The organism is Amorphus suaedae, assembly GCF_053629675.1.
Window position 1 is genome coordinate 1,342,489 of record NZ_JBRJIT010000002.1, and the last position, 22,079, is coordinate 1,364,567.

Annotated in this window: 22 protein-coding genes; 18 read left to right on the forward strand and 4 right to left on the reverse strand. The window is 68.6% G+C overall.

The genetic code is table 11. The features are described from left to right. The first annotated feature begins 22 nt into the window (after positions 1-22). From AB7M35_RS19990 to AB7M35_RS20010, 5 genes are read left to right on the forward strand one after another with little or no spacing between them, the layout of a single operon-like run. Positions 23-1,297 carry a 3-isopropylmalate dehydratase large subunit gene (locus AB7M35_RS19990; protein WP_453962187.1) on the forward strand — a complete coding sequence of 425 codons (1,275 nt, stop codon included), beginning with the start codon at positions 23-25 and terminating at the stop codon, positions 1,295-1,297. After that, on the forward strand, positions 1,294-1,812 hold the full coding sequence (locus AB7M35_RS19995) for a LeuD/DmdB family oxidoreductase small subunit (RefSeq protein ID WP_453962188.1): 519 nt from the start codon (positions 1,294-1,296) through the stop codon (positions 1,810-1,812). Before AB7M35_RS19990 ends, AB7M35_RS19995 begins: the two co-directional genes overlap by 4 nt. Continuing rightward, the gene (locus tag AB7M35_RS20000) at positions 1,809-2,273 is read left to right on the forward strand and encodes a tripartite tricarboxylate transporter TctB family protein (RefSeq protein ID WP_453962190.1); all 465 of its coding nucleotides are present in this window, start codon (positions 1,809-1,811) and stop codon (positions 2,271-2,273) included. The genes AB7M35_RS19995 and AB7M35_RS20000 overlap by 4 nt, the downstream gene beginning before the upstream one ends. A 4-nt stretch (positions 2,274-2,277) precedes the next feature. Beyond that, entirely contained in the window at positions 2,278-3,798 is a 1,521-nt protein-coding gene (locus tag AB7M35_RS20005) for a tripartite tricarboxylate transporter permease (protein WP_453962191.1), read from the forward strand. Next, on the forward strand, positions 3,795-4,685 hold the full coding sequence (locus tag AB7M35_RS20010) for a 2-hydroxyacid dehydrogenase (protein WP_453962192.1): 891 nt from the start codon (positions 3,795-3,797) through the stop codon (positions 4,683-4,685). Before AB7M35_RS20005 ends, AB7M35_RS20010 begins: the two co-directional genes overlap by 4 nt. Before the next feature lie 52 nt (positions 4,686-4,737). Here the strand turns inward: AB7M35_RS20010 and AB7M35_RS20015 are convergent, their stop codons facing one another. After that, positions 4,738-5,910, reverse strand: a complete 1,173-nt coding sequence (locus tag AB7M35_RS20015; RefSeq protein ID WP_453962194.1) for an acyl-CoA dehydrogenase family protein — start codon at positions 5,908-5,910, stop codon at positions 4,738-4,740. A gap of 18 nt (positions 5,911-5,928) precedes the next feature. Beyond that, positions 5,929-6,954, reverse strand: coding sequence for an acyl-CoA dehydrogenase family protein (locus AB7M35_RS20020; RefSeq protein ID WP_453962195.1), 1,026 nt, complete (start codon positions 6,952-6,954; stop codon positions 5,929-5,931). 188 nt (positions 6,955-7,142) lie between these two features. On the opposite strand from AB7M35_RS20020, the gene AB7M35_RS20025 reads away from it, so the two are divergent. The 3 genes from AB7M35_RS20025 to AB7M35_RS20035 all read left to right on the forward strand — a co-directional run bounded on the left by AB7M35_RS20025 (position 7,143) and on the right by AB7M35_RS20035 (position 10,514). Beyond that, positions 7,143-7,904 (forward strand): enoyl-CoA hydratase-related protein, encoded by a 762-nt coding sequence (locus tag AB7M35_RS20025; protein WP_453962196.1) that lies wholly within the window; start codon positions 7,143-7,145, stop codon positions 7,902-7,904. 47 nt (positions 7,905-7,951) lie between these two features. Next, the gene (locus tag AB7M35_RS20030; protein WP_453962198.1) at positions 7,952-9,703 is read left to right on the forward strand and encodes an ABC transporter permease; all 1,752 of its coding nucleotides are present in this window, start codon (positions 7,952-7,954) and stop codon (positions 9,701-9,703) included. 64 nt (positions 9,704-9,767) lie between these two features. Further along, positions 9,768-10,514, forward strand: coding sequence for a GntR family transcriptional regulator (locus tag AB7M35_RS20035; RefSeq protein WP_453962199.1), 747 nt, complete (start codon positions 9,768-9,770; stop codon positions 10,512-10,514). Between the two features lie 73 nt (positions 10,515-10,587). On the opposite strand, the gene AB7M35_RS20040 is transcribed toward AB7M35_RS20035, so the two are convergent. Beyond that, positions 10,588-11,442 carry an alpha/beta fold hydrolase gene (locus AB7M35_RS20040; RefSeq protein WP_453962200.1) on the reverse strand — a complete coding sequence of 285 codons (855 nt, stop codon included), beginning with the start codon at positions 11,440-11,442 and terminating at the stop codon, positions 10,588-10,590. A 201-nt stretch (positions 11,443-11,643) separates the two neighbouring features. Here AB7M35_RS20040 and AB7M35_RS20045 point away from each other — a divergent pair, with 201 nt between their 5' ends. From AB7M35_RS20045 to AB7M35_RS20085, 9 genes are all read left to right on the forward strand, one after another. Then, complete coding sequence (locus AB7M35_RS20045; protein WP_453962202.1) at positions 11,644-12,324, forward strand: glutathione S-transferase family protein; 681 nt, start codon at positions 11,644-11,646, stop codon at positions 12,322-12,324. A gap of 1 nt (position 12,325) precedes the next feature. Then, positions 12,326-13,531: a CaiB/BaiF CoA transferase family protein gene (locus AB7M35_RS20050; protein ID WP_453962203.1), complete on the forward strand. Its 1,206-nt coding sequence runs from the start codon at positions 12,326-12,328 to the stop codon at positions 13,529-13,531. 45 nt (positions 13,532-13,576) lie between these two features. After that, positions 13,577-14,194 carry a carboxymuconolactone decarboxylase family protein gene (locus AB7M35_RS20055; RefSeq protein ID WP_453962204.1) on the forward strand — a complete coding sequence of 206 codons (618 nt, stop codon included), beginning with the start codon at positions 13,577-13,579 and terminating at the stop codon, positions 14,192-14,194. A gap of 75 nt (positions 14,195-14,269) precedes the next feature. Continuing rightward, the gene (locus AB7M35_RS20060; protein ID WP_453962205.1) at positions 14,270-14,869 is read left to right on the forward strand and encodes a flavin reductase family protein; all 600 of its coding nucleotides are present in this window, start codon (positions 14,270-14,272) and stop codon (positions 14,867-14,869) included. 43 nt (positions 14,870-14,912) lie between these two features. Next, positions 14,913-15,782: a fumarate hydratase gene (locus tag AB7M35_RS20065; RefSeq protein WP_453962206.1), complete on the forward strand. Its 870-nt coding sequence runs from the start codon at positions 14,913-14,915 to the stop codon at positions 15,780-15,782. A gap of 12 nt (positions 15,783-15,794) precedes the next feature. Further along, positions 15,795-16,436 (forward strand): fumarate hydratase C-terminal domain-containing protein, encoded by a 642-nt coding sequence (locus tag AB7M35_RS20070; RefSeq protein WP_453962208.1) that lies wholly within the window; start codon positions 15,795-15,797, stop codon positions 16,434-16,436. Positions 16,437-16,565: 129 nt separating this feature from the next. Next, complete coding sequence (locus AB7M35_RS20075; protein WP_453962210.1) at positions 16,566-17,603, forward strand: ABC transporter substrate-binding protein; 1,038 nt, start codon at positions 16,566-16,568, stop codon at positions 17,601-17,603. 71 nt (positions 17,604-17,674) lie between these two features. Then, positions 17,675-18,802 carry an ABC transporter ATP-binding protein gene (locus AB7M35_RS20080; RefSeq protein WP_453962211.1) on the forward strand — a complete coding sequence of 376 codons (1,128 nt, stop codon included), beginning with the start codon at positions 17,675-17,677 and terminating at the stop codon, positions 18,800-18,802. A 24-nt stretch (positions 18,803-18,826) separates the two neighbouring features. After that, positions 18,827-20,083, forward strand: coding sequence for a CaiB/BaiF CoA transferase family protein (locus tag AB7M35_RS20085; protein WP_453962213.1), 1,257 nt, complete (start codon positions 18,827-18,829; stop codon positions 20,081-20,083). Between the two features lie 21 nt (positions 20,084-20,104). On the opposite strand, the gene AB7M35_RS20090 is transcribed toward AB7M35_RS20085, so the two are convergent. Continuing rightward, the gene (locus AB7M35_RS20090) at positions 20,105-20,827 is read right to left on the reverse strand and encodes a GntR family transcriptional regulator (protein WP_453962215.1); all 723 of its coding nucleotides are present in this window, start codon (positions 20,825-20,827) and stop codon (positions 20,105-20,107) included. Positions 20,828-21,270: 443 nt separating this feature from the next. Here AB7M35_RS20090 and AB7M35_RS20095 point away from each other — a divergent pair, with 443 nt between their 5' ends. Further along, on the forward strand, positions 21,271-22,014 hold the full coding sequence (locus tag AB7M35_RS20095; protein WP_453962217.1) for an SDR family NAD(P)-dependent oxidoreductase: 744 nt from the start codon (positions 21,271-21,273) through the stop codon (positions 22,012-22,014). Positions 22,015-22,079 lie beyond the last annotated feature (65 nt).

Genomic DNA, 22,079 nt, shown 5'->3' on the forward strand with positions numbered 1-22,079 from the left:
TCCTTGTTCAGGACAGTCCGCCATGAAGCAGACGATCGCACAGAAGATCGTCGCGCGCGCAGCCGGCCGCGACAGCGTCGAGCCGGGCGAGTACGTCGACGTCACCCCCGACTGCACCGTCTGCCAGGAAATCGCCTGGCCCGCCCGCAAGGCGGTGATCGACAGGTCCGGCGCCACCAGCCTGGCCCGGCCGGACAAGGTGGTGATGGTCGTGGACCACACCACGTCTGCCGGAATGGGCACGGCCTACTACAAGGCCCACAGGGAAATGCGTGACTTCGCCGCGAAGCACGGGGCCCATTTCTACGGTCCGGGCAGCGGCCTGCGCCACCAGGTACTGATCGAAGACGGGTTCGCGCGTCCGGGCACGCTCGTTTTCTCCGACGAGCCGAACATCGCGTCGATCGGGGTGGTGGGCGCCCTCAACATCCCGATGTCCTCGGAGGTGGTGGTCACCCAGATCTTCGAGACGAACTGGATGATGGTGCCGCGCTCCGTGCGATTCACGCTAACCGGGCGGCTCCGCGACGGGGTGCTCGCCCGCGATCTCGCCCAGACTATCATCCGCGACTTCGCCGAGACCGACACGCTCACCCAGTCCTGCATCGAGTATGCGGGCGAGGGGGTCGCGAGCCTCTCCCTCGACGAGCGGCAGTCGATCCTCGCCTGCTCGTACCATGCCGGCGCCGACACGGCGCTGATGCCGGTCGATGCGCTCGCCCTGGAATATGCCCGGGGCCGGGCCAACGGACAGCCGTTCGAGGTCTTCGAGAGCGACGAGGGCGCCGAGTACGCCTTCGAGGCCAGCTACGACCTCGGCGCGCTGTCGCCGATGGTGACGTTGCCGCCGGAGCTGCACAACGTGGTGCCGGTGGAGGATGCCGCGGGCGTGAAGGTCGACCAGGCGGCGATCGGTTCCTGCGCCAACGGCCGCCTCGACGACCTGCGCGTCGCGGCCTCGCTGCTGCGCGGCCACCGGATCGCGCCCCACGTGACCTTCTACATCACGCCCGGCAGCCGGGAGATCTATGCGGCGGCCGCGCGCGAAGGGCTGCTGGAGATCTTCGCGGAAGCGGGGGCGACGGTGCTGGCGCCGGGCTGCACCACCTGCTGGGGCTACGAGGGCTTCCTCAACCCCGGCGAGGTCCAGATTTCGACGCACCAGATGAACTATCACGGCCGCAACGGCAGCCGTGAGTCGTCCTCCTACCTCTCAAGTCCCTACGTGGTCACCGCATCGGCGCTTGCCGGGCGGATCGCCGATCCGCGGCCGATGCTGGCGGAGGTGGCGGCATGAGCCGGATCGAGGGACGCGTCTGGAAGTTCGGCGACAACATCAGCGCCGACGACGGGATCATCCAGTATTCGCAGGTGCCCGACCTCGGCACCTTCGACATTCCGGCGCTGAAGGCGATGTGCTTCACGACGCTGATGCCGGACTTCCCCGAGCGGGTACAGAAGGGCGACGTGATCGTGGCCGGCCGCAACTTCGGCCACCACAGCCACCCGCACGCCTGCGTCGCCATGCGCGAATCCGGCATTGCGGCGGTGCTGGCCGAAAGCACCGATTCCGCGTTCATCCGCAAGGCACTGAATGTCGGCCTGCCGCTGATCACCTGCCCGGGCGTGAGCGGCCTTGCTGCGACCGGCGACCGGGTGGAGGCCGACCTGACGGCGGGCACGGTCAGGAACGTCGACACCGGCGAGACGCTTGCCTTCCGGCCCTGGGCGCCGCGCATGATCGATATCTGGCGCGCCGGCGGCCTGGGGCCCGCCCTGAAGGAACGGCTGCACACGGAGGCTTCGGCGTGAAGGTCGGCGACGTCGATGCGAGCGTGCGGACCAACGTGCTGGAGACGATCTTCGTCGTCGCCATGTTCGCGTTCGGGGCCTACATGGCGCTGGAGGGCGTGGAGTACGGGGTCGGGGCCATCAACCGCATGGGCCCCGGCTTCTTCCCGGCGGCGCTCGGCGTCCTCCTGATGGTCTTCGCAGTCCTGCTGGCGCCGGAGGCGCTGCGCTCGGGATCCCAACCGATCTCCTTCCCCATGCGGCCGCTCGTCATGATCGGCCTGGGGCTCGTCGCCTTCGCCGTTCTCGTCGTGTCGGCCGGGCTGGTCCCGGCAACGCTCGTCCTGGTGTTCGTCAGCGCCTTCGCCGAGGTCGGGATGCGGCCGCGCCGGGCGCTGCTGACGGCGCTGGGCGCGGCGATCCTCGGCTATCTCGTCTTCATCGTCGGCCTCAGGCTGACCATCGACCCGTTCTGGTGGTGACCCCGTGGATTTCTTCTCCAACGTCGTTCTCGGTTTCGAACGGGCGGTGTCGCTGGACGCGCTGTTCTTCTGCTTCGTCGGGGTGACGATCGGCACCTTCGTCGGCGTGCTGCCGGGCGTCGGCGCCATCGCGGCGGTGGCGCTGTGCCTGCCGATGACCTTCTACCTCGACCCGACGGTCGCGCTGATCATGCTGGCCGGCATCTTCTACGGCGCCCAGTACGGCAGCTCGACCGCGTCGATCCTGCTCAACGTGCCGGGGACGGTGACGGCGGCGGTCACCTGCCTCGACGGCTATCCGATGACCAAGCAGGGCAAGGCGGGCATCGCGCTGTTCGTGACCACCATCACCTCGTTCGTCGGCGGCTCGCTGGCGATCATCGGGATGATGCTGTTCACGCCGCTGATCGCGAGCTTCGCGCTGCGCTTTTCCTCCGCCGAGTACTTCATGATCATGCTCCTGGGGCTGATCGTGGCGTCGACGATCTCGCGCGGCTCGCCGCTCAAGGGGCTGGCGATGGTGGTGGTCGGGCTCGGCCTCGGCATGATCGGGACCGACATCAACACCGGCACCTACCGCTTCACCTTCGGCAGCATGGAGATGGCCGACGGGCTGAGCCTGGTGGCGGTCGCCATGGGGCTGTTCGGCGTCGCCGAGATCCTCGGCAGCGTGAACGGCCGGCCGGCCGAGCACTTCGATGCCAAGAGCGTCAGCCTGCGGTCGATGATTCCGTCGCGCAAGGACATGAAGATGGTGGTCATGCCGACCCTGCGCGGCACCGCCATCGGCGCGGTGATCGGCGCGCTGCCGGGCTCGGGCGCGACGATCGCGACCTTCATGTCCTATGCGGTGGAGAAGCGGGTGGCGAAGGATCCCTCGCGCTTCGGCAAGGGCGCCATCGAGGGCATCGCCGCGCCGGAGGCCGCCAACAACGCGGCGGTGCAGGCGGCGTTCATCCCGACGCTGAGCCTGGGCATTCCCGGCGACGCGCTGATGGCCTTCCTGCTCGGCGCCATGATGATCCACGGCATCGTGCCGGGCCCGCGCTTCATCATCGAGCAGCCGGAGATGTTCTGGGGGCTGATCGCCAGCTTCTGGATCGGCAACATCATGCTGCTGGTCCTCAACATTCCGCTGATCGGGGTGTGGGTGCGTCTGCTGGCGATCCCCTACAACGTGCTCTATCCGCTGATGCTGTTCTTCGTCTGCATCGGCGTCTACTCGATCAGCTACAAGATCCTCGACGTCTACACGGTCATCGTCTTCGGCTTCGTCGGCTACGTGATGCAGCGCCTGTCCTACCCGGCGGCGCCGCTGCTGCTGGGCTTCATCCTCGGCCCGATGATGGAGCAGCATTTCAAGCGCGCGCTGCTGATGTCGCGGGGGAGTTTCTCGATCTTCTGGGAGCGGCCGATCAGCGCCGTGCTGCTGGCGATGACGGTGGCCGTGCTGATCCTCTCGATCCGCGTCATCGTGCGCGAAATGCGGGCGGCTCCCGCCATCAAGGAGCAGGACGCGACATGAGCAAGCCCCCGGTTCTCGTCGTCGCGCCGATCCCGCCGGAGCTGGAGCGGCGCCTCTCGGCGAGCTTCACGCTCGATCGCGCCTCGGGCACGGCGGACCGGAGCCACCGGGTCGCGGTGACGACCAGCGTCGCCGGCGCCGACGCCGCGCTGATGGCATCGCTGCCGAACCTGGAGCTGATCGCCTGCAACGGCGCCGGGCTGGAGCAGATCGACGTGGAGGAGGCGGCGCGCCGCGGGATCGAGGTGTGCAACACCCCCGACGCGGTGACCGAGGACACGGCGGACTTCGCGCTCGGCCTCATGTATGCGACCTCGCGCCGGATCGCCGAGGGAGACCGGTTCGTGCGGGCCGGCCGCTGGGGCAAGGAGCGGATGTCGCCGTCCCGGCGGCTCTACTCGCGCCGGCTCGGCATCGTCGGGCTCGGCCGCATCGGCTCGGCGATCGCCCGGCGCGCGGCCGCGATCGGCATGGACGTCTCCTACACCGCCACCGGTGCGAAGGACGTTCCGTACGCCTTCGCGCCGACGGTGAAGGAACTGGCCACCCGGGTGGACGTGCTGGTGCTGAGCTGCAGCGGCGGGCCGTCCACCTACCGGATCGTCGACCGCGAGGTGCTCGAGGCGCTCGGCCCTGACGGCATCCTCATCAACGTGTCGCGCGGCAGCGTCGTCGACGAGGAGGCGCTGCTGGACGCGCTTGCCGCCGGCACGATCGCCGCGGCGGGACTCGACGTCTTCGAGACCGAGCCGGCGATCGACCCGCGGTTCCTGGAGCTGTCGAACGTGGTGCTGCAGCCCCACTACGCGGCGGTGACGCAGGAAACCCGCGAGGACATCGCCACCACGCTGCACGATGCGATCCAGCGCGTCCTCAACGACCGCTGAGCGGTCGCCGGACGGCGGACGGCCCGGCCGGCGGGAGGGGCGCCCGGCGGCCTCAGCCCGGCAGGCCGAGCACCGCCTTGGCGACGACGTTGCGCATGATCTCGCTCGATCCGCCGAAGATCGTCGTCGGCCGCGCCATGATGTAGGTGCCCGCCGCGTGCAGGCGCGGATCGCCGTCCAGCGGGTCGATGTCGCCGGACGTCTCGCCGGCGATCTCCAGCATCTCCTCGGAGATCCGCTGGTAGAGCTCGCTCTGGAAGATCTTCATGGTCGACACGTCGGCGCCGATCTCCTCGCCGCGCCGGAGCTTCTCGACGTAGGTCTCGAAGAGGGCGGTGAGGTCGTGGAGATCCAGCGCGAGGCGGGTGTAGCGGTCGCGGAAGGCGGCATCCTCCCAGACCCCCATGCGCTCCGCGAGCAGGCGCAGGCGGGTGAGGGCGTTGCCGGAAAGGCGGGGCGCGCCGATGAAGACGCGCTCGTGCCCGAGCAGCGCCTTGGCGAGCGACCAGCCGCCGTTCACCTCGCCGACCAGATGGTCCTTCGGGACGCGCACGTCGTCGAAGAAGACCTCGCTGAACTCGTCGTGGCGGTCGAGGTTCTCGATCGGGCGGACGGAGACGCCCTTGGCGTCCATCGGCACCAGCAGGAACGAGATGCCGGCCTGCTTCTTCACCGTCCGGTCGGTACGGGCGAGGATGAAGATCCAGTTGGCGTCGCCGCCGAGCGTCGTCCAGGTCTTCTGGCCGTTGATCACCCAGTCGTCGCCTTCCAGCACGGCCTCGGTGCGCACGGCGGCCAGGTCCGAGCCGGCGTTGGGCTCGCTGTAGCCCTGCGCCCAGATGTGCTCGCCGGAGAGGATCTTCGGCAGGAAGAAGGCCTTCTGGGCGTCGCTGCCGTAGCGGATGAGCAGCGGGCCCAGCATGGCGATGCCGAGATCGTTGACCCGCGCGCAGCCGTGGCGCTCGAACTCCTCGATCATGATGAGCTGCTTCGTCGCCGACAGCCCGAGCCCACCGTAGGCGCGCGGCCACGCGGGGCACAGCCAGCCCTTCTTCGACAGCGCCAGATACCAGGGCTTGCTCTCGACGAAATGCAGGCGCCGCTGGGAGTAGCGCGGGATGTCGGGGTAGCTCTCCTCGGCGAACCGGCGCACCCGGGCGCGAAAGTCGTCGTCGGAGAGCGCGTTCAGGTCCTCGCGCTCGTTGGGCTCGATGAAGACGTCCATGGCGCGTTCCTCGCTCTCTCAGCCGGCCATCTGTGGGGAGGCGGCCGAAAAGCGGCTGCGGTGCACGGCGGCGGAGCCGAAGAGGTTGCCGGCCGTCATCGCCTTGCGGACGTAGAGGCTGATGTCGCTCTCGTCGGTGTAGCCGATGGCGCCGTGCATCTGGACGGCTTCCTTGACCGCGAGGAAGGCGGTGTCCGTCACCCGGGCCTTGGCGGCGGAGACCGCCGCGGCCCTGGCAGGGGCCTCGGCGCCGCCGTCGATGGCGCTGGCCGCCGCCGCCACGGAAGCGCGGGCGAGCTCGATCTGGATCTTCAGGTCGACGGCGCGGTGCTGGAGCGCCTGGAAGCTGCCGATGGGCCGGTCGAACTGCTTGCGGATCTTCAGGTAGTCGACGGTCATGGCGAACACCCGCTCGGCGAGGCCGAAGAGATAGGCGGCGCTTGCGAGGCAGGCCTCGTCGAGGGCCGCGTCGACATCGGGACGGGCGACCGGCTCGGCGGGCACGCCGTCGAGGTGAAGGGTGCCGATGGTGCCGCCGTCCTGGCCGCGTTGCGCCTCGATCCGGACGCCGTCGGCCCCCGCCTCGACGAGGCAGATGCCGTCGGCGGTGGCGACCGCGAAGAGGTCGGCCGCGTCGGCGCCCGCGATGAAGCGCTTGCAGCCGGAGAGCCGGCCATCGGTGCGGGTGACGCCGGAGCGCCAGTCCAGGCGCGACGGGGCGTCCTGCCAGGCCGCGAGCAGCAGCCGTTCGCCCGACGCGACATCTGCGGGCAGCGCGTCGCCGAGCAGCCGCCAGCCGAGGGCGGCCGGGATCAGCGGTTCGGGCACCAGGCCGGCGCCCAGCGTCTCGGCCAGCGCGCAGTAGTCCGCCATCGCGAGCCCCAGCCCGCCCGCGTCCTCGGGCAGCCGCAGGGCGAGCCACCCCATCTCGACCATGGTGGCGTAGACCGACCTGTCGAAGCCCGGGCCATCGAACCGCGCGCGCCGGATCCGCGTCAGCGAGCCATCCTCGCGGACGACCGCGCCGGCGCTTTCCCGGATCATCCGGATGGTATCGGAGAGAGTGTCCAAGGGGTTGCCCGACTTGATAAAATCAAAAGGCTAGACTAATGATGTAATGCGGCGTGTCAATCGGCGTCGGGGCGGTTACGAGGGGCGCCGCGCGCCTTTTCGCCGTCGCCCGCAGGCCCGTGAACGCATCAATCGGAACACGTGAGGACGAAGCGCAGCCCATGGCCCTGACCGTCGAGAAAAGCGACCGGATCGCCCGCGTCACCCTGGACCGTCCGCCGGTCAACGCGATCACCCTCGATATCTATGCGGAGATCGGCGACGTCTTCGAGAGCGCCGCCGAGTGGACCGACGTGAACTGCATCGTGTTCACCGGTGCCGGCAGCCGCGCCTTCTGCGCCGGGCTCGACCTGCACGAATTCCTCGCCGCGACGGTCGACGAGGACCCGAAGCGGGCTGCGGTCATCCGCCGGACGTTCACCGCCGTGCGCACCGCGGCCGTCCCGGTGATCGCCGCCGTGAACGGCCCGGCGCTCGGGGCGGGATGCGTGCTCGCCTCGCTCTGCGACGTCCGGATCGCGGCGGAGAACGCCACCTTCGGGCTGCCGGAGATCAACGTCGGCCGGTGCGGCGGCGCCGCCCATCTCGGCCGGCTCATTCCCCAGGGTGCGCTGCGGCGCATGTTCTTCACCGGCAAGCCCATCGACGCGGCCGAAGCGTTCCGCATCGGGCTCGTCGACGAGGTGGTGCCGCTGGACGGACTGATGGACGCGGCCGAGCGCCTCGCCGGCGTCATCGCCGCGAAGGCGCCGCTCGGGCTCCGGCTCGGCAAGCAGGCGATGAACGAGGTCGAATTCATGCCCGTCGACGAGGGCTATGCGCGCGAGCAGCAGTACAGCACGCGGCTGATGGCGACCGAGGATGCGCGCGAGGCGACCCGCGCGGTGGTCGAGAAGCGCCCGCCGGTTTTCCAGGGGCGCTGACACGGATTTGGGCCGGCCGGGATGGCCGATAGCTGGCGGGACCGGGCATGAGCGCTGACGCAAGCCTTTCCTGGACTGAACCCCCGAAGAAGCGGTCGGTCTTCTCCGGCCTGCGGCGGGATGCGCGCACCCCGCTGTCGCTGGCGATCCTCGCCATCCTGCTGCTGCTGGTGCTGCCGCCGATCGTCATGCTGGCGCGCAGCTCGATCGCCGAGCTGGGGCCGGGCGGCGTCGTCACCGGCTGGACGCTCGACCACTTCCAGAAGCTGCTGGCGGACCGGCACCTGGCCGCGTCATTCCTGAATTCGGTCATCTTCGCGGCCGGCAGCGCGGTCGTGTCGTTCCTGGTCGGCGGCGTCATCGCCTGGGTCGTGGAGCGCACCAACGCGCCGTGCAAGATGCTCGCCTACGTGACGGCGATCGTCTCCATGGGGACGCCGTACATTCTCTACGTGGTGGCGTGGCTGTTCCTGCTCGGCAACGTCGGGCCCTTCAACACGGTCTACCGGCAGCTCACCGGCGCGACGGAGCCGCTGATCAACGCCAACTCGATGGTGGGCATGGTGCTGATCGAGGGGTTCCTCTGGTCGCCGCTGGTCTTCCTGATGCTGTCGTCGACCTTCCGCGCGGCCAACGCCGACATGGAGGAGGCGGCCCGGATGAGCGGGGCGAGCGTCTTCCAGACGGTGCGCCGGGTGTCTCTGCCGCTCGCCATGCCAGCGGTGCTGGCGCTCGGCATGTTCGTCTTCATCCGCGCCATCGAAGCCTTCGAGGTGCCGCTGCTGGTGGGCATGCCGGGCGGGATCGACGTGCTCACCACCGACGTCTACGAGAGCACCCAGCAGATGCCGCCGGATCTCGGCCACTCGTCGGCCTTCGCGATGATCCTGCTGGTGCTTGTGGCGATCCTGTTCACCTTCTACGGGCGGCTGGCCCGGAACGCCGACCGCTACCAGAGCATCACCGGCAAGGCGTATCGCCCGCGCCTGTTCGATCTCGGCGCCTACAAGTACCTGGCCGGCGCGCTGATCGTGGCGGAGTTCGTCATCGTGCTGCTGCTGCCGATCCTGGCGCTCGTCTGGCTGTCGCTGCTGCCGTACATGAGCGGCATCGCGCTGCGGATGGTGCCGTTCCTCAACCTCGACAACTACCGGGTCGTTCTCGGCGAGACCTACTATCTCAACCTGGCGATCAACACCGTGCTGGTTTCGGCGGGTGCGGCCACGTTCGTCGTGCTCCTGAGCGCGCTGTCGGGATGGATCGCGGCGCGGCGGGGGCCGTTCTCGTGGGCCATCGACCAGCTGTCGACGATCCCGCTGATCTTCCCGGGCATCGTCATGAGCGTGGCGATGATGCAGATCTATCTGCGGCTGCCGCTGCCGATCTACGGATCGCTGTGGGCCATCATGATCGCGTACCTCATCCGCTACATGCCGTACGGCATGCGCTATTCCTACTCGGGCGTCCTGCAGATCCACCGCGAGCTGGAGGAGGCGGCCACGGTCTCCGGCGCGCCGCTGTCGGCGATGCTGCGCCGGGTGATCGCGCCGCTGCTGTCGCCGGCGCTGCTGTCGGCGTGGATCTTCATCTTCCTCATCTGCTCCAAGGAGCTGTCCGTCGCCGTCCTGCTGGCGGGACCGCGCTCCCAGGTGATCGCGGTCGCGATGCTGGACCTCTGGGTCAACGGCCAGGGCGGCGAGCTCGCGGCCTTCGGTCTGGTCTGGACCATGGTGATGATGACGCTCGCCTTTGGCTTCTTCCTGCTCGCCCGCAACCGCGGGGCCGAGGCTTTCGGATGAGCAGGCGAGTACCTATCATGTCGGTGGACACAGACGACCGGAGAACGGAAAGCAACAGCCCCTAATGGACGCCCAGGACAAGAAATCGGCCGTCGACTTCAGCCGGAGTGCGATCTCCCGCTACATCCAGCTCGCGACCCTGTTCCGCCGCCGCATCGAATCGGGCCAGTGGCCGCTGGGCAGCCAGATCCCGACGGTGGAGGAACTGGCGGCGGAGTGCGGGGTGGCGCGGGCGACCATCCGGCAGGCGCTCGACCAGCTCGAGGACGAACGCCTGATCGAGCGCTTCCGGGCGAAGGGGACGTTCGTGCGGGCGCGCCCGCAGGAGGAGCTCTGGTGCGCCGTCGGCACCGACTGGTCGGGCCTGCTGCGACCGAGCCAGGGAGCGACGATCGAGGTTCTGTTCGACCGCCCTGAGGTCGTCCTGAAGAACGTGGCCTACCAGCTCGGCGAACTCGCGCCCAGCTACCGCCAGCTCCATCGTCGCCACTGGCGCCACGACAGTCCGTTCCTGCTCACGGACGTCTACATCGACGAGCGGCTGCGCGACCGGATCACCCAGGAAGACATCGAGACCAAGACCGCGCTGCGGCTGATCCACGACGTCATGGGGACGGGCATCGTCGATGCCCAGCAGACGCTGACCATCGGGACGGCCGACGTCGAGACGGCCCAGACGCTGATGATGCCGCTGAACGGCCCGGTCGCCTTCGTGCACCGCCGGGCCGTGGACGCGAACGGGACGCTCGTCTTCATCGCCGAGGGCATCTACCGCGGCGACGTCGTGCGGTTCGACATCAAGCTCAAGTAGCGCCTGCTGTCCCGCCCGCAGCTCTGTCAACACGGGAAGACGCGGGGCAGGGCGGGCCTGCCCCGGTCGTCGCTCAGTCCTTGAGGGTGCCGGCCCACTTGGCGATCGCGTCGGCGACCTCCTTAGGCTTCTCCGCCGGCAGGGCGTGGCTCGCCCCTTCGATCACCACCACGGTGACGCGGTCGCCGAACTCCTCGGCCAGCTCGTTCCGGGAGGCGGCCGGACGGAACGGATCCTCCCCCGCCTGGAGATCGAGGATCGGCTTGCCGCCAGCATCCCACCAGCTGCTCTGCTCGGTCTGCTTGCGAGCGGCGCGCTGGCTGCGGGTGACGTCGGCATGCCAGCCTTCCAGCCATGGGCGCGGGTCGCTGCCCGGCGCGAAGAATGCCGTACGCAGGCCCTGCAGCCGCTGCTCCTCCGTCGAGGCCGGATCGTTGATCATGGTGATGGCGTCGGAGAGTTCCTTCGGCCATTTCCGCGCGCCGGCGGCGACCAGGACCACGCCGCGCACCATCTCGGGGTGGTCGGCGGCGACGGTGCGGGCGATCCAGTTGCCGTAGGCGTGGCCGGCGACGATGGCGGGACCGCCGCCCTCGTTGTGGATGACGGCGGCGACGTCGTTGCCGAAGTCGTGGAAGCTGACGTCCTCCATCGGCCCGACGCTCTCGCCGATGCCGCGCGGCTCCGGACGCAGGACGCGGAAGCCCCGGCCGGCGAGGTCCGATGCGAGATCGTCGAACTCCGCGTTGCCGCGTCCCGTCGAGGCGATGAACAGGACAATGGGCCCTTCGCCCTGGGCGTAGTAGGCGATGGTGGCGTCGCCGTTGGCGACCGTTTTCAACTCCGCGTCCTGGGCGACCGCGGCGGCCATCATGGCGGCCCCGGCGGCGAGACCGGAGAGAAGCCCGAGCGTCGTCTTCCTTGACATGAAATTCATCCTCCCTGTTTCCCACCACCGCCAACAGCGGATAGTATGGATCATTAGCTTTTTGATTGGGGAGCGCCGGGATCGGCGTGCGGCCGCGCTCGGTCTCCCTTATAAGTGATAAGACTAGGTTATAGACATTTTTGGGCCGGGCGGCTACTGTCGCCATCGCCCGGCCAATGCGAAAAAAGATGTCCGCAAACAATGAAACTCCACTGGTCGCCCCGCTCTCCCTTCGTCCGCAAGGTGATGATCGTCCTGCACGAGACGGGGCTTGCCGACCGGGTGGAGTGCGTTCGCAACGTGGTCGCCTTCTCCGCCCCGCCGAATGAGGAGGTGCTGAAGGACAACCCGCTGGGCAAGATCCCGACGCTGGTGCTCGACGACGGAACGGCGCTCTTCGATTCCCGCGTGATCTGCGAATATCTCGACACGCTGCACGACGGCGCCAGGCTGTTTCCGGCCGGCGGCAACGAGCGGTTCCGGCAGCTTCGCTGGCTGTCGCTCGGGGACGGGCTGACCGACGTGCTGCTGCTCTCGCGCACCGAGCGCACCCGGCCGGACGGGGCGTGGGACGTGCACCTGTCCGCCTTCGAGCGGAAGATCCGCGCCTGTTTCGCCCAGCTCGAAAAGGAGGCGGATGCGCTTGCGTCCGTTCCGCTCGGCATCGGCCAGATCGCGGTCGAATGCGCGCTCGGCCAGATGGATTTCCGCTACCGGGGCAGCGGATGGGAAGCCGCCCATCCGAAGCTCGCCGCGTGGCACCGGACGATGCTGGACCGGCCTTCCGTGGCGGCGACGGCCGTTCGGGACGACCCGAACCCCGTTCCCGGCTTCGGGGCCGGCGAGAACTCCGACTCCCCCTTCGTGTTCGAGGCGGCCTGAGATGGCCGGCCCGCTTTCCCATGTCCGCGTGCTCGACCTCTCCCGCATCATGGCGGGGCCGTGGTCTGGCCAGATCCTGGCGGACCTCGGCGCCGACGTCATCAAGGTGGAGCGAGCCGGCGTCGGCGATGACACGCGTGGGTGGGGTCCGCCCTATCTCAAGGGCGAGGACGGCGCCGACACGGCGGAGTCCGGCTATTACCTGTCGGTCAACCGCGGCAAGCGCTCGATCGAACTCGACCTCGCGTCGCCGGAAGGCCAGGCGGTGGTGCGCGACATCGCGGCGCGCTCCGACATCGTGCTGGAGAACTTCAAGGCCGGCACGCTGGCCCGCTACGGCCTCGCCTTCGAGGACCTGAAGGCCGTCAATCCGGGCATCATCTACTGCTCCATCACTGGCTTCGGCTCCACCGGCCCGCGCCGCGACCAGGCCGCCTACGACTTCATGATCCAGGCGATGGGCGGGCTGATGAGCGTCACCGGCGAGCGCGACGACGCGCCGGGCGGCGGGCCGCAGAAGGTCGGCGTGCCGATCGTCGACATCATGACCGGCATGTACGCGACGATCGCCGTGCTGGCGGCGCTGGCGCGCCGGAACGAGACCGGCGAGGGCGAGCAGATCGACATCGCCATGCTCGACGTCTCGGTCGGCTTTCTCGCCAACCAGGCGATGAACTACCTGGTTTCCGGGACGACGCCGACGCGCAAGGGCAACAAGCACCCGAACATCCAGCCGCAGGACGTCTTCCCGGTGAAGGACGGCCACATCGTGCTCGCTGTCGGCAACGACGATCAGTTTCGCCGCTTCTGTGAGGCGATCGGCCGGACCGACTGGGCCGACGATCCGCGCTTTGCGACCAACAAGGACCGGGTGCGCAACCTCGACACGCTGCACCCGATGATCGGCGAACGGCTGGCGGAGGAACCCCTCGACCACTGGATCGAGGCGTTCGGCAGCCGCGGCGTGCCGTGCGGGCCGATCAACACGATTCCCCGGGTGCTCGACGACCCGCAGGTGAAGCATCGCGAGATGCTGCGGATGCTGCCGCATCCGCTGGCCGGCGAGGTGCCGCAGATCGTGAGCCCGATGAAATTCGCCAACGCGGCGCTCGCCTTCGACCGGCCGCCGCCGCTGCTGGGCGAGCACACCAAGGCAATCCTCGCCGAGCTCTACGGACCCGAAGACGCCGGACCCTCCGATGCGTAGAGGCGATGCCCGACCCGAGACGATGAACGGATGGAGACCTGAACGGTGAGCACGCCGCGTATCCCGTTTCCAACACCCGAGAGCATGTCGGACGCGCAGCGCGCCGTCTTCGACGCGGTCGTCAGCGGCCCGCGCGGCACCGTGGTGGGGCCGCTGCGCGCGGCCCTGCACAGCCCGGAGCTGGCCGACCGCTGGTCGAAGCTTGGCGAGTTCATCCGCTACAAGACGATGCTGCCGGCCAAGCTGAACGAGCTGGCGATCCTGGTCACGGCACGGCGCTGGAACAGCGAGCTGGAGTGGGTCGTTCATTCCGAAGCGGCGCGCGCCGCGGGGCTGGAGGAGGAGCTGATCCAGGACCTGCTGCACGGTCGCCCGCCGCACATCGCGGACGGCGACACGGCGGCGATCTACGAGTTCGCCCGCCAGATCCAGCTGAACGGCCAGGTGGATGACGCAGCGTACGAGGCGGTCCGCTCCCGCTGGCAGGAGCGCGGCGTGGTCGAGCTGACCGCGGTCATCGGCTACTACACGATGGTGTCGATGACGCTGAACGCCCACCGGATCCCGCTGCCGGACGGGATGCAGCCGGACCTGCACGCCGAGGGCGAGACGAGCACGACGCTGACGGCGATCCCCATGGCCAGGACGCAGGGCGTCCAGTAACGGATGGGGGCGGCCTGCCGCGCGGGCGGGCCGGACCGACAGCGGACACATCAAGGCGGACGGGAGACGCAGCTTTTGCACTACGACCCAAGGACCGGCGAGCACGGTCTTGCCCACAATCCCTTCACGTCCCTGGTCGTGCCGCGGCCGATCGGCTGGATCTCGACCGTCAGCCGCAAGGGCGTGGTGAACATCGCGCCCTACAGCTTCTTCAACGCGGTGTCGGGCAAGCCGCCGATGATCATGTTCTCCAGCGACTCCCGCAAGCATTCGCAGACGAATGCCGAGGAGACCGGCGAGTTCGTGTTCAATCTGGCGACCTACGACCTGCGCACCGAGATGAACCAGACGTCGGCGGTGGTGCCGGAGGATGTCAGCGAGGCCGAACTCGCCGGGCTCGAGCTCGCCCCATCGCTCGCCGTGACGCCGCCGCGTGTGAAGCGGTCGCCGGTGGCGCTGGAATGCAAGTACGTCCAGACGATCCGCCTGAAGGGGATCGACGGCGAGGAGTTCCCGGGCTCGATGGTGCTGGGCCAGGTGGTCAGCATCTACATCGACGATGCGGTGATCGAGGACGGCATGGTCGACATCACCCGGATCCGGCCGCTCGCCCGCATGGGCTACCTCGACTACGCCTGCGTGGACGAGGTGTTCGAGATGCGGCGGCCCGGTTGACCTTAGACAGAGGGGGCTGGCAGGTGTTTGGGAGGCACTGGCCATGACCATTGATCACGAGCAGATCAGCCGGCTGAGCCGCGATCTCTATTCGTGGGCGCTGCGCAAGGTTCCCGACGACACCAAGGCCGCGCTGGAGCGGGCGCGGGACGCGGAGACCGAGGACACGCCACGGCAGACGCTCGGCCTGATGCTGGCGAGCGCCCGCAAGGCGGAGTCGGGCGACACGTTCGTCTGCTCCGATTCCGGCGTGCCGGTGTACTTCGTGCGGATCGGCACCAAGGCCGACTGGGACGTCGACATCAAGGCGGCGATCCGCGAGGGGTTCGACATCCTCGTCGACACCATCGATCCGCCGCTCCTCAAGCACGTCACCAATCCGCTGACGCTGGAGCGCGGCTACGCCGGCAAGGACATGCCGATCGTCACCTTCGACCTGATCGGCGGGGCGGACTACATCGAGATCGTCTGCTCGCCGAAGGCGCTCGGCTCCGGACGCTGGGCGGCGATGGAGCTGTTCACGCTGCCGACGCTGGAGACCATCGAGGCGTACATTCTCGACGTGGCGATCAAGGCCGGCTCCCAGCACTGCCCGCCGGTGGTGATGGGCGTCGGCATCGGCGGCACCTTCGACTACTGCGCCAAGATGGCGAAGGAGGCGACGCTGCGCCCGATCGGGTCGGTGAACCCGGATCCGGCGGTTGCGGCCATGGAGGAACGCCTGCGCGACGCCGTCAACGCGCTGGGCTTCGGGCCGATGGGCACGGGCGGCGACACCACGGTGCTGGCGGTGCACGCCAACTACGCCGCCGGCCATGGCTTCACGCCGGTCGCCGTCTGCTTCAACTGCTGGATCAACCGGCGGAGCCGGGCGCGCATCTACAGCGACGGCACCGTCGAACGGCTGGAATAGGGGAGGCGGACGATGGCGTCGCCGAAGTCCTACCGACTGCCGCTGAGCGCCGAGGATGCGCTGTCGCTGAAGCTGGGCGACATGATCACCCTGGACGGGCAGATCGTCGTGACGGCCGGCCTGCCCACCCATCACCGGATCCTGGACACCATCCGGGCCGGCGACGAGCCGCCCGCCGACATGCACGAGGCGGCCTTCTTCCATCTCGGAAGCTACAGCCGGGAGACGGAGGACGGGTTCGAGATCCTCTACATGAACCCGACCACCAGCACCCGCTTCAGCCCGATCATGCCGGAGATCATCCGGCACTTCCGCCTGCGCTGCGTCGGCGGCAAGGGTGGCCTGGACTCCGCGTGCGCGCAGGCGCTGAAGGAGGTCGGCGGGGTCTACCTGTCCTTCCTTGGCGGCGGCGCGCCGCTGATCTCCCAGGCGGTCGGAAAGGTGGTCTCCGTGGGCTGGGGCGACCTGATCTCGCACTACCGGCTGGTGACGCTGGAGGTCACCTCGCTCGGGCCGCTGACGGTCGCGATCGATGCGCACGGAAACAGCCTCTACGACACGCTGGCGGACGCCGCCACCTCGCGCAGGGCCGGGATTCTGGAGCAGTTGGCGAAGGCCCGGAAGGCCGCGGCGGACGCCGGCGACGGGGCCTGATCCGGCGATCGAGATGAATTGACACGCCGAAACAAAGGATAATAAGCTAGCCTATAAGGTCAAATTGGCAGAACAAGGCCGGCGTCCAAGGGGCGACCGGTCGGCGGAACTCCGGGAGGACACTTCACCATGCGATTTGCACCCCTATTGCGCGCGGCCGTACTCGGTGCGGCACTCGGCGCGGTTTCCACGCAGGCGTTCGCCATCGATCCCGCCGTCGTCGAGGCGGCGAAGAAGGAGGGCGAGGTCGTCTGGTACTCGGGCATGATCGTGAACCAGATCGTGCGCCCGATCTCCGAGGCTTTCGAGAAGAAATACCCGGGCATCAAGGTCAACGCGGCGCGGCACGTGCCGTCCGAAGTCGTGCTGAAGGTGCAGAGCGAGGCCCAGGCGGGACGGGCGCAGGCCGACGTCTTCGACGGATCGACGGCGGTCTTTCCGCTGATGGAGGCGGGGCTCGTCGAGCCTTACAAGCCCGAGGCGGCCGCCGACTTCTCCGCCGACAACAAGGATCCGGACGGCTACTGGACCGCGGCGAACCTCTATTTCCTCGTTCCGGCCGTCAACACGACGCTGGTCGACAAGGCCGACTATCCCGATACGCTGGACAAGCTTCTCGACCCGCGCTGGAAGGGCAAGATCGCCTGGACGTCGGATCCGACCATGCTGGGCGGGCCGGGGTTCATCTACATGGTCCTGCAGACCATGGGCGAGGAGAAGGGCAAGGCCTATCTGGAGAAGCTCGCCGCCCAGGACATCGTCAACGTGCCGGCCAGCCAGCGCGTCGTTCTCGACAAGGTGATCTCGGGCGAGTTCCCGATCGGCCTGATGACCTTCAACCACCACAGCGTCATCAGCCAGAAGAAGGGCGCACCCGTCGAATGGGTGAAGCTCGAGCCGGTGATCGAGGCGATCAACCCGCTCGGCATCGTCAAGGACGCGCCCCATCCGAACGCCGCCAAGCTGCTCGTCGAGTTCATCCTCTCCGAGGAGGGGCAGAAGGTGATGCAGGAGGCGCTCTATATTCCGGCCAATCCGAACGTGACGGCTGCCGAGCCGACGCTGAAGCCGGAGCAGGGCGGCTTCAAGGCCTTCGTGATCTCGCCGAGCGCGACGGCCAAGGATCTGAAGCCGATGGTCGCCATCTACGACGAGCTCTTCAAGTAGCTCGCGCCGCGCATTCCCGGCCCGTGCCGATGGCGGCACGGGCCACGTCTCCTGACCTGCGGTGCCGCCCGATGTCCGATTCCACTGCGCTGCGCATCGACTCGCTGACGAAGGTGTTCCAGGAAACCCACGGCGGTCCCGCCGGCGGCATCCGCGACGCGACGTTCGATCTGCCGGACGGCACCTTCTTCACCCTTCTGGGACCCAGCGGCTGCGGCAAGACGACGACGCTGCGCTGCATCGCGGGGCTCGAGTTTCCGGACTCCGGCGCGATCCGGGTGGGCGACCGCACCTTCTACGATTCCGCCACCGGGACCTGGCTGCCGATGAACCGGCGCGCCATCGGGATGGTCTTCCAGTCCTACGCCATCTGGCCGCACATGACGGTCTTCGAGAACGTGGCGTTTCCGCTGCGGGTGTCGAAAGACCGAAAGTTCACCCGCGCCGAGATCGACGAACTGGTGCACGCCGCCCTGCGCACCGTCAGCCTCGACGGCTTTGCCTCGCGGCCGTCGACCCGGCTGTCCGGCGGCCAGCAGCAGCGCGTCGCGCTCGCCCGCGCCATCGTGCGCAAGCCGCGCCTGCTGCTCCTCGACGAGCCGCTCAGCAACCTCGACGCCTCGCTGCGCGAGGAAATGCGCAACGAGCTGAAGAACCTGCAGCAGCAGATCGGCGTGACCACCATCTACGTGACGCACGATCAGGCCGAGGCCCTGGAGATGTCGGACCAGATCGCGATCATCGACAAGGGCCGGGTCGTGCAGTTGGGCGATCCCCGGGAGATCTACTTCCGGCCGAAGAACGCCTTCGTCGCCGGGTTCGTGGGATCCACGAACCTGCTCGAGGCGACGCCGGTTTCGGGCGCCGCGAACGGGCCAGGGATCACGGTGCGGATCGCGAGCGGCGAAACGATCCGGTGCGCGGCGGATACGACGCTCGCGCCGGGCGGACCGATCGCCGTGTCGGTGCGCCCCGAGATCATCATGCTCAATCCGGCCACCGCCCCGCTCGCGGACGGGCACAACCGCATCACCGGTGCGGTCGCCGTCGCCGGCTTCCTGGGCAGCCTCAACCGCTACACCGTCCAGGCCGGCGACGCGAAGCTGCAGGCGAGCACCAGTCCGGACGTGCGCTACCCGATTGGCGAGGCGGTCGCGCTGGACTTCCCCGTCGAGAGCACGCTCGCCATCCCGCTCTAGCTGTCCCGAACCCAGGAGGGCCTGATGCCGGGCTGTCTCTCGCATGTGCGCGTTCTCGACCTGAGCCGCGTGTTCGCCGGGCCATGGGCCACGCAGATCCTCGCCGACTTCGGGGCCGAGGTGATCAAGGTCGAACACCCGAAGGGCGGCGACGACATCCGGCACATGGGCCTTCATCGCACCGACGAGGCCGGCGCGGACGTCGGGGAGACGTCCTCGTTCCTCGCCATGAACCGGGGCAAGCGCTCGGTCGCCATCGACCTCAAGTCGGAGGCGGGACAGGACCTCGTGCGCCGGCTCGCCGCCGAGGCGGACGTGGTGGTGGAGAACTTCAAGACCGGCACGCTGGAGCGCTACGGGCTCGGCTACGACGATCTGAAGGCGGTCAATCCGGGCCTCGTCTACTGCTCCATCACGGGGTTCGGGCAGACGGGACCGCGAAAGGAGCTGCCGGGCTACGATCCGCTGTTCCAGGCGATGAGCGGGCTGATGAGCATCACCGGCGTGGCCGACGGCGAGCCCGGCGCGGGTCCGAACCTCGTCGGCTTCAGCGTCTCCGACATCATCGCTGGATTCTACGCGACGATCGCCATCCTGGGCGCGCTGGCCCACCGCGACCACGGCGGCGAGGGGCAGCATATCGACCTCGCGCTGTTCGATGCCCAGGTCGCGGCCCTCTCTCACGTCGGGATGAACTACCTGGTGTCCGGCAAGATGCCGATCCGCGCCGGCGCCGCCTCCCAGGTTACCTGCCCGTGGCAGGCGTTCGGCTGCGCCGACATGGACCTGATGATCGCGGTGGGCAACGACCGCCAGTTCGCCAAGCTTTGCGACGCGCTGGGGCTCGAAGGGGTCGCGGAGGATCCGCGCTTCCGCACCAACCGCGACCGGATGGCCCACAAGTCCGAGCTCATTCCCATGCTCGCCGAGCGGTTCGCGGCGAGAACCGCGGCGGAGTGGGAAGCGCTCCTCACCACGGCCGGCATTCCCAACGCCCCGATCAACAACTTCGAGCAGGCGCTCGCCGATCCGCAGCTCCGATACCGGGAGATGCTGGTCGAGATGGACCATCCGCGCACCGGGTCGGTGACCCTGTTCGCGAACCCGATCAAGTTCTCCGCGACGCCGGTGTCCTACCAGCGCATTCCGCCGCGGCTCGGCGCCGATACCGCTGAGGTGCTCGAAGCCGTGCTGGGGATGGAGCCCGGTCAGGTCGAGGAGCTCACCCGGGATGGGGTCGTGAGCGTCGGGACCGCGGATCGAGCGCCCGGCGGCGACTGACGGCGCGCCGATGCGGTGGCGTCACCGGCCGGGCTCTGATGCTTCGGCGGCGATGCGCTCGCGGATGGCGCCGCCGCCCACGACGATGTCGCGCTGGATCGCCTCCGCGGCGGCCTTGCCGTCCTTCTTCTTCAGCGCGTCCAGCACGTCATAGTGGGTGTCGATCATGGTGCGGCCCCCGCTTTCGTAGACCGCGGCGATGATCGGCCCCATGCGCAGCCAGAGGCGGTTCAGCACGCTCTTCAGCGTCGGCATCGCGGCGATGTCGGTGAGGGCGAAATGGAAGATCTGGTTGCACTCGGTCGCCTGAGCGAACCGCCCGTCGCGGATCGCCGCCTCGTTCTCAGCAAGCAGGCGGGTGACGTGCTCGATGTCCGCGGCGGTCGCCTTCTCCGCCGCCTTCATGGCGGCGAGCGCCTCGAGGCTGAGGCGGATTTCGCGGATTTCCTGGTACTCGTCCGACGTCAGCATCGGCACGCGGATGTCGCGGGCGCTCTTCATGACGAGGGCGCGGTCGTGGACGAGGCGCAGCACGGCGTCGCGGACGGGCGTCACGCTCGTGCCGAGGAGGTCCGCCAGGGCGCGGATGCGGACCGGGTCGCCCGGCTTGAAGTGGCCCTTCGTCAGGCCGTCGCAGATGGCGAGGTAGACCGTGTTGCCGAGGGTTTCATGCGACCGCACGCGGTCGATCGCGTCGGCTCCCCCGTCGAGGCCGGTTCTGGAGGCGTCGCTCGTGCTCCACATGGATCCCTACTGTTCCTCCCTGCGACGGTCCGGGCGCCGTTTCGCCGCATATCGGTCGAAGTTGCCTCGCGGCGAAACGGCGAAGCGGCCGCCGCACGCATCGTGGCAATGCCGATGCCCGGCGTCGACCACCGAATGCGCCGTGCCGGAGACGGCGGTCGTGCCGCCGCACCGGAGTAACTCTTTTCCGCCCCCACAAGGTGCGACCTAAACGGTCCGGTGATCCGATCGAGGTAGACAACACCGACCGCGAACAACGTATCATGCCCGCGCAAGGGCCGGCGCCGGCCGGACCATCGTCATCGCCTGCACCATGCGCACCGGTCCGCAGCGGACGGCCGCCGGAGGTGGAGGGGTGCCGGTTCGCACTGATCGCGGGTCGTCACGCCGCCGCCTGATGGATGGCGGTATCCGATTCGCATTCGAGGAACACCGAGGTCGACATGGCCGATACCGATACCCCACGCACGCTGCTTCTGACGGGAGCAAGCCGCGGCATTGGGCATGCCACGGTTCAGTATTTCTCCATGCGCGGGTGGCGCGTCATCACCTGCTCGCGTCATCCCTTCCCCGAGGGCTGTCCCTGGCCCGGCGGCCGCGAAAACCACATCCAGCTCGACCTCGCGGATCCGAAGAGCACGATCGCCGCCGTGGCGCAGATCCGGGAGCAGCTGGCCGACGGCAAGCTGCAGGCGCTCGTCAACAATGCGGGCATTTCGCCCAAGGGACCGGCGGGCGAGCGGATGAACACGTTCACCACCGACCTCGCCGACTGGGGGCGGGTGTTCCACGTCAACTTCTTCGCGACGGTGGTGCTGGCGCGCGAACTGAAGGACGAGCTCATCGCCGCGAAGGGCTCCATCGTCAACGTGACGTCGATCGCGGGAAGCCGGGTGCACCCGTTCGCGGGGGCGGCCTACTCGACCTCGAAGGCGGCGCTCGCGGCGCTCACCCGGGAGCTCGCCCATGACTTCGGTCCGTATGGCGTGCGCGTGAACGCGATCGCGCCGGGCGAGGTGGAAACCGGCATCCTGAGCCCGGGGACGGACAAGATCGTCGAGACGCTGCCGATGCGCCGTCTCGGGCTTCCGAAGGAAGTCGCTTCGACGATCTACTTCCTCTGCTCCGGCGAGAGCAGCTATGTCACCGGCACGGAAATCGAGATCAACGGCGGCCAGCACGTCTAGCGGCCCGCCGATCGTGCCGGTCGGATCTCGCTGCGTCCGAGGGCAGGCGGAAGAGGAGACGTTCG

Excerpts from the sequence above, each read along its gene's own strand:
- AB7M35_RS19990 (WP_453962187.1), top strand. The coding sequence starts at position 23 with ATGAAGCAGACGATCGCACAGAAGATCGTCGCGCGCGCAGCCGGCCGC.
- AB7M35_RS19995 (WP_453962188.1), top strand. The coding sequence starts at position 1,294 with ATGAGCCGGATCGAGGGACGCGTCTGGAAGTTCGGCGACAACATCAGC.
- AB7M35_RS20010 (WP_453962192.1), top strand. The coding sequence starts at position 3,795 with ATGAGCAAGCCCCCGGTTCTCGTCGTCGCGCCGATCCCGCCGGAGCTG.
- AB7M35_RS20015 (WP_453962194.1), bottom strand. The coding sequence starts at position 5,910 with ATGGACGTCTTCATCGAGCCCAACGAGCGCGAGGACCTGAACGCGCTC.
- AB7M35_RS20020 (WP_453962195.1), bottom strand. The coding sequence starts at position 6,954 with ATGATCCGGGAAAGCGCCGGCGCGGTCGTCCGCGAGGATGGCTCGCTG.
- AB7M35_RS20025 (WP_453962196.1), top strand. The coding sequence starts at position 7,143 with ATGGCCCTGACCGTCGAGAAAAGCGACCGGATCGCCCGCGTCACCCTG.
- AB7M35_RS20030 (WP_453962198.1), top strand. The coding sequence starts at position 7,952 with ATGAGCGCTGACGCAAGCCTTTCCTGGACTGAACCCCCGAAGAAGCGG.
- AB7M35_RS20035 (WP_453962199.1), top strand. The coding sequence starts at position 9,768 with ATGGACGCCCAGGACAAGAAATCGGCCGTCGACTTCAGCCGGAGTGCG.
- AB7M35_RS20040 (WP_453962200.1), bottom strand. The coding sequence starts at position 11,442 with ATGTCAAGGAAGACGACGCTCGGGCTTCTCTCCGGTCTCGCCGCCGGG.
- AB7M35_RS20045 (WP_453962202.1), top strand. The coding sequence starts at position 11,644 with ATGAAACTCCACTGGTCGCCCCGCTCTCCCTTCGTCCGCAAGGTGATG.
- AB7M35_RS20050 (WP_453962203.1), top strand. The coding sequence starts at position 12,326 with ATGGCCGGCCCGCTTTCCCATGTCCGCGTGCTCGACCTCTCCCGCATC.
- AB7M35_RS20065 (WP_453962206.1), top strand. The coding sequence starts at position 14,913 with ATGACCATTGATCACGAGCAGATCAGCCGGCTGAGCCGCGATCTCTAT.
- AB7M35_RS20070 (WP_453962208.1), top strand. The coding sequence starts at position 15,795 with ATGGCGTCGCCGAAGTCCTACCGACTGCCGCTGAGCGCCGAGGATGCG.
- AB7M35_RS20075 (WP_453962210.1), top strand. The coding sequence starts at position 16,566 with ATGCGATTTGCACCCCTATTGCGCGCGGCCGTACTCGGTGCGGCACTC.
- AB7M35_RS20080 (WP_453962211.1), top strand. The coding sequence starts at position 17,675 with ATGTCCGATTCCACTGCGCTGCGCATCGACTCGCTGACGAAGGTGTTC.
- AB7M35_RS20085 (WP_453962213.1), top strand. The coding sequence starts at position 18,827 with ATGCCGGGCTGTCTCTCGCATGTGCGCGTTCTCGACCTGAGCCGCGTG.
- AB7M35_RS20090 (WP_453962215.1), bottom strand. The coding sequence starts at position 20,827 with ATGTGGAGCACGAGCGACGCCTCCAGAACCGGCCTCGACGGGGGAGCC.
- AB7M35_RS20095 (WP_453962217.1), top strand. The coding sequence starts at position 21,271 with ATGGCCGATACCGATACCCCACGCACGCTGCTTCTGACGGGAGCAAGC.